This window comes from Candidatus Sulfotelmatobacter sp. (assembly GCA_035498555.1).
Lineage (GTDB): Bacteria > Eisenbacteria > RBG-16-71-46 > RBG-16-71-46 > RBG-16-71-46 > DATKAB01.
In genome coordinates this window covers 1-11,509 of the sequence record DATKAB010000199.1, presented here as the reverse complement: position 1 = coordinate 11,509, position 11,509 = coordinate 1, and the positions used below count along the sequence as shown (strand labels likewise).

Here is an 11,509-nt window from a genome sequence, read left to right as displayed (position 1 = left end):
TCCGTCACCCCGAGGACAAGCAAGCCGGCGAGGCTAGCACATGTATACTTGGCCATAGGGCGCGCGGGCTGGCGCCCGCGCTCATGATCGAATCGTCCGTTTCCCGCTCGGCAAATTCGCGTGCGGCCGCGCCGGCCCTGTTCGGCTGGGGCATGGCGCTGCTGCTCCTCCTCGCGCTCGCGATTCGCACCCCGCTGCTGACGCTGGCCTCGAGCTCCTACCGGCTGACGGAGGCGTTCAACATCGAAGAGGTCGAGAACGTGCGGCTCTCGACCGGCATGCTGCACAAGGGCACGCTGCATCCGCACGCCTACGAATACCCGAGCCTGTTCTACGAGCTGAGCCTGGTGGTCGAGGCGCCGCTGCGCGCTCTCGGGCGCGACACCTGGACCAACGATCTGGTCGGCGTGCGCGCCATTTCCCTCGTCTTCGGGCTGTGGACCGTGTGGCTGGCGGGACGCATCGGCCTTCGACTGGGCGGCGCATGGGCCGGTCTGACCGCGGCGGCGATCGTCGCCTGTGATCGAACGCTGATCGAGATCTCGGCGCTGGCCAAGCCCAACGCGGCGCAGGTGGCGTTCCTGCTCGCGGGGTTCCTCGTGTTGATGTCACTGGCCGCGCGTCCGAACACGAAAGACGCCGTTCGCGCCGCGGCGTGGTTCGCGCTCGCTGCGGCCAGCAAGTGGCTGGGTGGGCTTGGCCTCGTGGGACTGGCGCTGGCGCCCGTGCTCGCGAACCCGCACGCAACCGGGCGTGGCCTCGCCCGATTGGGCCTGGCGCTTCGTGAATCGCTGCGCATTCCGGCGCCGCCCATCAGCATTCTGTTGCCCGTCCTCACCTTCGGCGCGCTGTTCGTGATCTGCGTGCCAGGGATGCTGCTCTCGCCGCGCGAGTTCGGCTTCGGGCTCGCCCAGACCTTTATCGCTCAATCGCTCCACCAGCGGCCGCTGCCCATGTGGACGCCGCTCGCGTTCCTGCTCCAGTCGCTCGGCCCGGTGGCCGCGCTGGCGGCCGCAATTGGCCTGGTTTGGGGAATCGCACGCGCCCTGGATTGGGACGGATCGCCGTCCTCGAATGGACTCGTGCTCGTGCTGGGCTGGGCGCTGGCGTACGGCGCGCTGGTCCTGTTCGTGTTCGTGAAGCTGCCCTCCTATCTCGATCTCTGGATCCCGTTCCTGGCCGTCATCGCTGGCTGCGCGATTGCCGGCCCGACCGGGTTACTGCGAACGAGTTCGGGTCGCGCAGCCGCGTTTGCCGCGGTGCTCGCCGGGGGAATCGTGGCCAACGGAGCGCACGGTGCCGCGAGCGTCGCGCTGGTGAAGCACGACACGCGCGTCGCGGCCGGCGAATGGCTCGCGACTCGCGGCGCGCCCGGTGATTCGGTGCTTGCCGATCTCGGCGTATTCGTGCCCGATCGATTCCGGAACGTGAATTGGAACTGGTGGGGCTCGCCGCCACGCGTTGTCTATGACGAAACTCAAACCTGGGGGCGAGATCCCCTGTGGCCGGAGTGGTACGGCGGACATCGGCGGCTGGTGTTCGAAAACGCCAAGTGGTCGCCCGCGGAATCGTTGCTGGCCCGCCAGCCGCGGTGGGTGGTGACTGACGAGCGCTGGGAAGCGGTGCGCGCGCATCCGGAGGCGGCGAGCGAATCCGCCGCGCCCGAGTTCGATCGCTCGCTGGCCGACGGATCGGCGGGCTACGCTCTGCGCGCGCGCCTCGTGGCGAGCCCGGCGCCGCGGAACGAGTGGCGGGTGCTCGGGCTGGCCCGCGGCACAGACTCGCCGCTAGTGGCCGGCCCGGCGATCAGGATCTGGGAGCGGGCGTCCGGCCGCTGACCCCCTCAATCCGGGCCCGAGAGCGTGCAGACTGCAACACGATTCGCCCGAGCGTGCGCGGAGCAGTTTGCGCCAGGCCAAACGTGCGTTTGGGCCGCTGGGCAAGCGGCCGCAGGCTTGATGCAGGCCGTTGCGGCTGATAGACTTCCTGTCGCTCTCGAAACCTGATTTCAATCCCCCCGCCCGCCCCACACCCCCCTGAATGCACCGTGATTTGACGATCAGTGTCGTCATTCCCTGCTACAACGAAGAAGGGGGCATTCGGGAGGTCTTGGCCCGTGTGCCCAAGCTGGTGGATGAGGTTGTGGTGGTGGACAACAACTGCACCGATCGTACCGCCGAAGTGGCCGCTTCGATGGGAGCTCGCGTGGTCGCGGAGAAGACCCCCGGATACGGGGCCGCCTACAAGGCAGGGCTTGCCGCCGCGAAGGGCGATGTGATCGTGACGCTGGACGGCGACGGAACCTATCCGCCTGAGGAGATTCCCAGGCTGGTAGACGAGCTGGTCGACCGGCGCTGGGATTTTCTCTCGGCGAGCCGTTTCCCGCTGGTGGATCGGAAGGCGATGGAATTCACGAACATGCTGGGCAACTGGGTCCTGACGGTCGCGGCCGCCGTACTCTTCTTCAAGCCGATCCGCGACAGCCAGTCCGGCATGTGGGTCTTCCGTCGCTCCGGCCTCCAACGTATGAAGCTCACCTCGGACGGCATGGCATTCAGCGAAGAGATCAAGCTCGAGGCGCTGTTGCGCGGAATGAAGTTCGGTGAAGGCCATATTCCGTACGGCGCGCGCGTGGGCGAGGTGAAGCTCCAGAAGTGGCGCGACGGTTATCAGAACCTCATGTTCCTGGTTCGTAAGCGGTTTGGGATGGTATGAGCACCGCTCCCCACACTCATCCTCAGGCTCAGTCCCGTGACTGGGTAAGCGGCGGGATCTCACTGCTCCTGCTGGCGGGGATCGGCGTAGTGCTGGGTCTCCAGTACATGGAACCCGACAAGCGCATGCTCGGCGCCCTGGCGGGTCTCGTGGTGTTCGGAATCGCCTGGCGCCTGGACCTGGTATCCGGGCTCGGCGTGCTGATCCTCGCCCTGCCCTTTCCACGCTCGGTCAGCTTCGGCAGCACCAACATCGCGCTGATTTTGCTGCTGGCGGTGATCTGGCTGCTCCGCTATTCGCAACGCGCTGCGCCGCCGCTGCGTAGAACCCCGCTCGACGCCCCGATCGTCGCCCTGATCCTGGCTTACGTGATCTCGTTCTACAACATTGACAAGCTAGTCGCGTTCGATCGCGGGCTCATGAACTTCTTCATGTTCCTCTCCTGCGTCATCATGTTCTATCTGAGCGTCGCGAATATGCGGAGCGAACAAGATCTCAAACGAGTCCATTTGTTCCAAGTGGTTTCGATCGGCGTCATCTATCTGTTCTGCGCGTGGGAGCTGGCATTCCCGGGGCATGTTCTGATCCCGGGCTGGATCGACCTGAGCAAGTTCACCAATCCCGAGCTCGATGTTCGGAACTACCGGGTGGGCGGCCCGTTCTTCGACTACGAGCTGTTGGCTGAGTTCACGGCCATGAACCTGATCTTCTTCATCTTCCTGGTGGCGCAGGCGAAGTCCGCGACCCGGCGGGCGATCTACGCCGGCTTCCTACTGATGACCCTGTTCATTCTGTTCAGCACGATCACGCGCGGCGGCATGCTCGCGCTCGGTGTCGGGATGGCCTACCTCCTGTTCGTGATCCGAAAGCGGATTCAGGTCGTGCCGTTCACCATCATCGGCGGCGTGGCGACCGCCATCTTCCTCGCGCTGAGTTTCTACGTCGCCCACTTCACGAAGTCGGGCGATGTCTTCGCCCGATTCCAGAAGACACAATTCGTCGGTCTGATTCCGGACTCCCGTGCGGCCGTGTGGCCGCAGGCCTGGGGCAGGTGGATGCAGCATCCATGGATCGGCTGGGGGCCGTACTACTCCGTCGAACACGGCCTCACGCTCTGGTACTGGCCGCACTGCTTGCTGCTATTCGTCGGAAACAACATCGGATTCGTGGGAGTCACCTTCTTCCTTTGGTTCCTGTTTAGGATGCTAAGGGCTTCGATTCCGACCACCGACCGGCTCAACGACCCAAGCTATTCGAAGGCCTACCTGTTGGCCGCCCATGTTCAGTTGGTCATCTTCCTGGTGGACGAGCTGAAGATCGAATATCTGCGCAATCCCATCTATCAGTTCCAGATCTGGGTCATGTTCTCGATGCTGATCGCGACTTCGTTGATCGTGAAGCAACAGGCGCGCGCATCGCAGCCGGCTGCCGAGCCAGTACGTCCCGGCCGTCCGCTCCGGTCACTGACCCACGGTCTCGCAGGACGCTGATGTGCGGCATCGTTGCGTGGTTCGATCCCGATGGCTCGCGCCCCGACCGCGCCTGGCTCGAGGCAGCGGCTGAGTCGCTCACGCATCGCGGGCCCGATGACGTCGGCTTCCACGTCGAGGACGGCGTTGGTCTCGCCTTCCGCCGGCTCTCGATCGTGGACGTCGCGACCGGCGCCCAGCCGCTCAGCAACGAAGACGGCACGATCTGGATCGTCTACAACGGCGAGATCTATAACCACGCCGACTTGCGTCGCCAGCTGGAATCGAAGGGCCACCGTTACCGCACTCACAGCGACACCGAGACCATCGTCCACGCCTACGAGGAATGGGGCGCGGAGTGCGTCACGCGGCTGCGCGGCATGTTCGCGTTCGCGATCTTCGATCGCGGTCGGCGCTGCCTGTTCGTGGCGCGCGACCGCGCAGGCATCAAGCCGCTCTACTTTGCCCGCGCCGGAAAGGCGTTCGTAAGTGCTTCCGAGATCAAGGCGCTATTCGCGTTCCCGGGCGTCGAACGCCGCGTCCATCTGCCCGGGGTGGTCGAGCACCTGACGCTTCGCTACGCGGCCTCTCCGGCCACGCTGTTCGAGGGCATTCACAAGCTCAAACCCGCGCACTCCCTCGAGATCGGGTCGCGGGCGATCGAGCCGCGCCGCTACTGGAACGTGGCCTACGAGCCCAAACGAGATCTCCCCGACCACGCCGCGCTGGCCGAATTGGAGGCGCGCCTCACCGAATCGGTGCGGCTCCGCCTGATGAGCGAAGTTCCGCTGGGCGCGCTGCTCTCGGGTGGCGTGGATTCGAGCGTGGTGGTGGCGCTCATGAGCCGGCTGATGGCGCGCCCGGTCCAGACCTTTTCGGTCGGATTCGACGAGCCTGGCCGCTACAACGAGCTCCCCTTCGCGCGCCAGGTCGCGCGCCATCTCGGCACCGACCATCACGAGATCCTGGTTGGGGCCGGCGACCTGCTCCGCGAGATCCCGCGCCTGGTCTGGCATCAGGACGAGCCCGTGTCCGAGCCGGCGGCCATTCCCACTTTCCTGGTGTCTCAGCTCGCCCGCGAGACCGTCACGGTGGTGCTCACGGGCGAGGGTGGCGACGAGCTGTTCGCCGGCTATCCCAAGTACGCCGTCGACCCGCTGGCGCGCCGGCTGGCGGCACTCCCCGCGGGCTTGCGCGAGCTGCTGCTCCGCTATGGGGTGGACCGCCTGCCGTTCCGGTTCCGCAAGCTTCAGGTGGTCGCGCGCAGCGCGCGCTTCCGCGACGAGGCCGACCGACTGGCATCGTGGTTCGCGGGATTCGCGGGCGGCGAGCGCGCGCAGCTGCTGACGTCCGAGCTGCGCGCGCATGACGGACTCGGCGCCGCGGCGTTCCGCTCGGCGCTCGCGGAATCGAACGCGGCTCGCCCGCTCGACCGCATGCTCGACGCCGATCTCAAGCTCTGGCTGCCCGACGACCTGCTGATGAAGATGGACAAGATGAGCATGGCGGCCTCGATCGAGGCGCGCGTGCCATTGCTCGACCATCTGCTGATCGAATGGGCGGCGACGCTTCCCGACCGGTTCAAGGTGCAGGGGCTCGAGGGCAAGGTGCTCTTGAAACGCCTCGCCCGCCGCCTGCTTCCGCATGAGGTCGTGGACCGGCCGAAAGTCGGCTTCACCGTGCCGCTTTCACCGTGGTTCCGAGGTCCGCTGCGCGCGCTGCTCGCCGATACGCTGTTGTCACCCACGTGCCTCGGACGCGGCTACTACGATGAGGCAGTCCTTCGACGCACCGTCGCGGAGCATCTCGAGGGCCGGCGCGACCGCAGCCGTGAGCTGTGGACCCTGTTGACTCTCGAACTCTGGCATCGCGCCTACATCGATCAGTCTCCGCGCCGCGCCGTGCCCTACGTTCCGCCGCCGCGCGCCGCGACGGCGCTCGCCGGCTGAGGGCACGGCGCGTGGCGCAGGTCCGCGCGTTTCGGGATTCCGATCGCGAGCTCTGGGACGCCTACGTCGTCGCTCAACCCGGGTCTCATTTCGGGCAGCGCGTCGCATGGAGGGCACTCACCGAGCGCTTCTTCCGGGTAACGCCCCACTACTGGCTGGCCGAATCGGAGGGCCGAATCCGCGGGATCCTGCCGCTGTTCGAGAAGCCCGGGCACGCGCTGTTCTCGGCACCTGGCGGGCTTCTCGCCGACGATGAGTCGACCGCGGCGGCACTTCTCGAGCCGGCGCGCGAGCTTCTCAGGCGGCAGGCGCTCGACTGGATCGAGCTGCGGGACCAGCGCGTGGCCTGGCCCGGGCTCGCAACCAGCACCGAGCACCTGACGCTGGAACTCGCGCTCGAAACGTCGGTCGAGGCGCAGTGGAGGGCGTTCGACGCCAAGTTGCGCAACCAGGTGCGGAAGGGCGAGCGTTCGGCGTTCACGACACGCTGGGGTCGCGAGCACGTGCGTGATTTTCATCGCGTGCTCCTGCAGAACATGCGTGATCTGGGCACGCCGATTCGAAGCGTCGGATACTTCGCGGCCGCGCTTGAGGAGCTCGGCGCGGGCGCCGACGTGCTGTTGCTGGATCTCGAGCGGCGCCCCGTCGGCGCGATGTTCACGATCGCGCACGGGGCGCGCATGAGCGACCCCTGGGCGTCCTCGCTGCGCCGCTACCTCGCGCTCTGCCCCAATCATGTGCTCTATTGGGCGGCCATCCGCCGCGCGATCGAGCTGGGCATGACACGCTTCGATTTCGGCCGCAGCCAGCGCACGTCCGGTACCTACTCGTTCAAGGCCCAATGGGGAGCCGCGCCAGTGCAGCTCTACTACCAGTACGCGCTCGGGCGCGCGAACAGACCGCCGACGCTCGAGGACCAGAAGGGATCCTTCTCGGCGGCAGTCGCCATCTGGCGGCGACTGCCGGTGCCGGTGGCCGGTTTGCTCGGCGAGCGCGTGCGGCGCCGCTTTCCGGAGGTGATGTGAGAGCGGTCCAAGGTCGCCAGGGGCAGGTGCGCGCGTGAGTCGCCGCATCTCGTCGCGCGTCACGCGAAAATCCTACGAGCATGAGATCGCGCCGCGATCGCTGCTCCAGGTGCTGTGGCAGAAGCTGCTGCACCAGTGGGCGCGCGTCTGCATTCCACCCGGATTGCGCCTCGCGCTCTATCGCGCCATGGGCATCTCGATCGGCCACGGGGTGTTCGTGGGGCTCGACACCTGGCTCGACGACCAGTTCCCCGAGCTGATCGAGATCGAGGACGACGTGGTGATCTCGTTCCGAGTCACGGTCATCGTCCACGACGACGCGCGCCGGATGGACGCGATCCTGCCGGGCCAGGCCGATGGCACGGTGGCGCCGGTGACGCTCAAGCGCGGCTGTTACCTGGGCGCGGGCTGCATCATCCTGCCGGGCGTCACGATCGGCGAGCGGGCGGTGATCGGCGCCGGCGCGGTGGTGACGCGCGACGTGCCGCCGGGCAAGGTGGCGCTTGGGGTTCCGGCTCGCGTGACGAGGGACATCGGACCGCTCGAATGAAGGTTCTCCCTCTCGCAGTCCTGTTGTTCTGGGCTGCGCTCACCCTGCTTCCACTGCCACCGATGAGCGAGCAGCTCATCCTCTACCCCTGGCTCGGCCTGTTTCCGGGGCTTGCCTTCACGTCGTGGTTGATGCCCGGAACCCATCGAGTGACGCGGGCCGCTCTCGCCGCCGCACTGTCCCCGCTGCTTTCGGCCATGGCGGGCTGGGTGCTGATGCGGGCGGGTCTGGACTTTCGCAGCGCCGCGCTGGCGGTCGCCGTGGCCAGCGGCGCGAGCTACGCGTCGGCGATTCTTCGCCGCAGGCCAGGCCGGGAAGAGGAGCCGGTCGCTCTGCCTAGGTCGGCGATGAGGTGGGCGATCGGCCTCGGCACGGTGTTGCTCGCGTTGCCGGTCTTGAACCCGCTCGTGCTCGTTCACAGCGATTCCTGGCTGCACGGCGGTGTGGTGATGGAGTTGCTGACGCGCGGCATGCCTCCGGAGGATCCGCGCATGGCAGGGCTCCGCCTCAATTACGTCTGGTTTTTCAACCTGTTCATCGCCTTGCTCTCGAGCCTGCGAGGCCAGGAACCGTTCTTCTTCATGTCGCTGTTCAACGCCGTGACCGGATACGGCACGGTGCTCGTCGTCGCGCTGCTGGCTCAGCGGCTTTGGAATAGCGAGCGCGCCACGATCGGTGCGGTGGCGCTGCTGACGCTCGGGCTCAACGCCGGCGCCTACCTGCTCTGGCCGCTCGGACTCGTGCGGCTTTTCGTGGGCAAGGTTCAGGGCGGGAACGAATTCGCCCGCATCGCCGCCGATTTTCAGCCCGGGACGATGCGCATTCTCTACAGCCTCAGCGCTCCGTTCGCTCAGATGGTGAGCTTCCTCGACAAGCTTACGGTCGGCACTCCTCTCGCCTACGCCTATCTGCTCATGCTGGTCTACCTGTGGGCCATGCTGCGCTGGTTCGGCGATCGTCGCCGGGACGCGCTGGTGCTCGCTGTCCTGAGCGCCGCGGGAATGATGCTGTTCCACAGCGTGGTGGGGCTCTCGGTGATTCCGGTCGCCGGCGCAGGGCTGGCGATCGCCTGGCTCTTCCGTTCCCGCTGGAATTGGCTGCCTGGTCGGTCGAGCCTTGCGGCATTCGCACTCGCCAGCGGGGCCGGCGTGCTGCTGACCTACCCCTACCTTCGCTCGATCACCGCCGGATGGGCACCCGAAAAGTCCGGGCTCTCGCACCATTTCATCTCATTCAACACCTGGTTCCCGTGGACGCTCGTGACCTCCTGCTTCTTCTCACTGTGGTTCGCGCGGCGGCCGCTGGTCGACAGCTGGCGGCAGAGGCGGATGCCGCAGTTGCTGATTGCCGGGTTCGGCACGCTCATGATCGCGTTCGCTTGCGTGGTCAATCTCCCCGAGAACAACTACGTGAAGTTTGTGTTCGAGTGTTTCGTGCCGTGCCTGCTCCTGGCCGCGCCAGCGTTCGCGGAATTCGTCGTCGACTTCTGGACTCACCGTCGCGCCGCCGCCGCGATCGCCCTGCCGCTGGTCTTTGCGGTGCCCACTCTGGCCACCTTGCACGGCTATCTCGTCGATCCAGCGGGCGCTACCAGCCCCCGGCTGCACGATCGCCCGGGCGAAGCGACGGCCGATGAATGGATCCGGGGCTCGACGCCGAGAAATGCGGTGTTCCTGGATCGCGGATTCCGCGATCTGCTGATGGTCAAAGCGCGGCGCCGGCTCTACCTGGGGACCGATCTCCCGCCCGAACGGGCCGCGTTCCCGGTCGCCGAGATGCGCGCGCGGCAGCAGCTGATTCGCGATCTCTACGATGGCACCGGGAACGCGGATTCGTCCGTCGCACGTCTGCGCGCCCTCGGCCGGCCTCTGTACGTGCTCTACCGGCCCGAGGACTCGACGACGGTGGCCGCGCCATGGCAAACCCTGATCGATGCCGCGCCGGGCTCGGCGCTCGACTTCGACCATGGCGGGTACCGCGTGGTTCGACTTTCGCCGCGGAGCGGCCCGTGACCCGGCACCTGGCGGCGTTCTCGTTCGACATCGAGGACTGGTATCACTCGCAACTAATCCCAGCGCAGCACCGGGGCGACTCCGAGGATCACAGCGTGGTGCGGGCCGGCACCGAGCGCATCCTCGAGCAGCTGCTCCGGCATGGCGTGCGCGCCACGTTCTTCGTGCTTGGAGAAGTCGTGCGCGACCACCCCGACCTGATTCGGCGCATGGTGGACGAGGGGCACGAGATCGGCTGCCACGGCATGCATCACCAAGCGCTGTGGTCGTCGAACCCCGAAGCCTTTCGCGCCGAACTTCGTCAGTTTCGCGCGTTGATCCTCGAAAAGCTCGGCGACGTCCCCGTAATAGGCTTTCGCGCGCCGACCTTCAGCATCGATCGGCGCACGGCCTGGGCGCTCGAGATTCTTCGCGAGGAGGGTTTCGCTTACGACTCGAGCATCTTCCCGGCGCGCGTGAAGCTGTACGGAGTGCCCGAGGCGCCGGTGAGCATCTATCGGCCCTCGCGCGCCGACCTCGCGCGGCATGATCCCGATGGCAGGCTGGTCGAGTTTCCGGTCGCGATCGCGAAGTGGGGGCCGCTCCGGCTGCCGGTCGGCGGCGGATTCTATCTGCGTGCCCTACCGTACGCTGCGTTTCGCTGGTCGCTGGACCATATCCTGCGCACCCGCCCATTCGCGCTCTATCTGCACCCGCGCGAGGCTAGCCCCGAGCAGAAACGGGTTCCGCTCGATGCGGTCGACGGTTTCATCACCTACGTGAATCTGCACACCGTGGTGGAGAAACTGGAGCGGCTCTACCCGCGTTACCAGTGGGTGCCGATGCGCGAGATTCTCGAGCGAGAGGGGCATCTGCGGCCGCTCGTGTAACGTTGCCCCCGGCGCGGCAGAGCTAGCCGCGCCCCCGGACGCGGACGATCACTCTCTCCAACACCTCGGCGAGCGCATCGGCCACAATCCCGGGCGCGTGGTGGCGCTCGACGTGGGCACGCGCCCGCGCACCAGTCTCTCGCCGTCTCGCCGGATCCGCCATCCAGCGCTCCACAGCGACCGCCATCGCTTCGGCGTCCGCGACGACCTCGCCCAATCGTTCGCGCGCCACGATCCCATCGGGATCGAAGATCGAGACGCTCGGCAGCCCGTGAGCCCACGCTTCGAGCAGCGTGTTGGGGAAGCCTTCCGAGTCGGAGGTGTGCACGAACAGCGCGCCACGCGCGAAGAAGTCGTCGAGCGACGCGCGATCGAGGTGCCCGCGGACTTCGAGATTGGGCAGCTCGCGTGCCGCCCGCCTGGTCTGCTCGAACACCTGCGAAGTCAGCGGCGGCGGCGGGATCACGCCGGCCATGACGAAGCGCTGATTCGGCAGCCGCCGGGCCAGCTCGACGATCCACTCCGGATGTTTCGATTCCTTATAGGTCGAGAGCCACAGCACCGCGCCCGCTTCGCCAGCGTCGGCGAGACGAGCGGGAAGCTCGACCAGGTTGGGAATCACGACGCTCTCCCGGCCCCATTGCTCGCGAAAGAGGTGTTGCTGAAAAGCGGTCTGCGCGACGATCGCATCGGCGCGCCGGATGGCGCGCGCGTACCACCACCGATCACGCGCCATCGGCACCAGCGGCATCGCTCGCTGGGCATCCGAGTCATGGGCGGCGCCGAACACGAAACCGGCGCGCGTCCAGCGCGCGACGTCGCACGCGAGTCCCGCCTGCATGCCCGAAGCACGGGCGTAGAACACCTCCGCTCTCGACTCGAGCAGCGCGCGCAGATTGCCGGTAAGTCGCGGGTGAAAG

At 66.9% G+C, this 11,509-nt stretch carries 9 protein-coding genes; 8 read left to right on the top strand and 1 reads right to left on the bottom strand.

The genetic code is table 11. From position 1 onward, the window contains the following. The first annotated feature begins 83 nt into the window (after nt 1–83). The 8 genes from VMJ70_15580 to VMJ70_15545 all read left to right on the top strand — a co-directional run bounded on the left by VMJ70_15580 (nt 84) and on the right by VMJ70_15545 (nt 10,589). A complete protein-coding gene (locus tag VMJ70_15580; protein HTO92552.1) occupies nt 84–1,838 on the top strand; it encodes a glycosyltransferase family 39 protein in 1,755 nt (584 codons plus the stop codon). A gap of 202 nt (nt 1,839–2,040) precedes the next feature. Further along, nucleotides 2,041–2,715 carry a glycosyltransferase family 2 protein gene (locus tag VMJ70_15575; GenBank protein ID HTO92551.1) on the top strand — a complete coding sequence of 225 codons (675 nt, stop codon included), beginning with the start codon at nt 2,041–2,043 and terminating at the stop codon, nt 2,713–2,715. Then, nucleotides 2,712–4,205, top strand: coding sequence for an O-antigen ligase family protein (locus tag VMJ70_15570; GenBank protein HTO92550.1), 1,494 nt, complete (start codon nt 2,712–2,714; stop codon nt 4,203–4,205). Before VMJ70_15575 ends, VMJ70_15570 begins: the two co-directional genes overlap by 4 nt. Continuing rightward, entirely contained in the window at nt 4,205–6,133 is a 1,929-nt protein-coding gene (gene asnB / locus VMJ70_15565; protein HTO92549.1) for an asparagine synthase (glutamine-hydrolyzing), read from the top strand. The genes VMJ70_15570 and asnB overlap by 1 nt, the downstream gene beginning before the upstream one ends. An 11-nt stretch (nt 6,134–6,144) precedes the next feature. Continuing rightward, nucleotides 6,145–7,158 carry a GNAT family N-acetyltransferase gene (locus tag VMJ70_15560; GenBank protein ID HTO92548.1) on the top strand — a complete coding sequence of 338 codons (1,014 nt, stop codon included), beginning with the start codon at nt 6,145–6,147 and terminating at the stop codon, nt 7,156–7,158. Nucleotides 7,159–7,192: 34 nt separating this feature from the next. Continuing rightward, nucleotides 7,193–7,708, top strand: coding sequence for an acyltransferase (locus VMJ70_15555; protein ID HTO92547.1), 516 nt, complete (start codon nt 7,193–7,195; stop codon nt 7,706–7,708). Further along, nucleotides 7,705–9,720 (top strand): hypothetical protein, encoded by a 2,016-nt coding sequence (locus VMJ70_15550; GenBank protein HTO92546.1) that lies wholly within the window; start codon nt 7,705–7,707, stop codon nt 9,718–9,720. The genes VMJ70_15555 and VMJ70_15550 overlap by 4 nt, the downstream gene beginning before the upstream one ends. Beyond that, a complete protein-coding gene (locus VMJ70_15545; protein ID HTO92545.1) occupies nt 9,717–10,589 on the top strand; it encodes a DUF3473 domain-containing protein in 873 nt (290 codons plus the stop codon). The genes VMJ70_15550 and VMJ70_15545 overlap by 4 nt, the downstream gene beginning before the upstream one ends. A gap of 22 nt (nt 10,590–10,611) precedes the next feature. On the opposite strand, the gene VMJ70_15540 is transcribed toward VMJ70_15545, so the two are convergent. Further along, nucleotides 10,612–11,509, bottom strand: an 898-nt coding sequence (locus VMJ70_15540; GenBank protein HTO92544.1) for a glycosyltransferase, incomplete at its 5' end; no start/stop codon positions are given.

Coding starts and splice junctions, on each gene's coding strand:
- VMJ70_15575 (HTO92551.1), top strand. CDS start 2,041: ATGCACCGTGATTTGACGATCAGTGTCGTCATTCCCTGCTACAACGAA.
- VMJ70_15580 (HTO92552.1), top strand. CDS start 84: ATGATCGAATCGTCCGTTTCCCGCTCGGCAAATTCGCGTGCGGCCGCG.
- VMJ70_15570 (HTO92550.1), top strand. CDS start 2,712: ATGAGCACCGCTCCCCACACTCATCCTCAGGCTCAGTCCCGTGACTGG.
- asnB (HTO92549.1), top strand. CDS start 4,205: ATGTGCGGCATCGTTGCGTGGTTCGATCCCGATGGCTCGCGCCCCGAC.
- VMJ70_15550 (HTO92546.1), top strand. CDS start 7,705: ATGAAGGTTCTCCCTCTCGCAGTCCTGTTGTTCTGGGCTGCGCTCACC.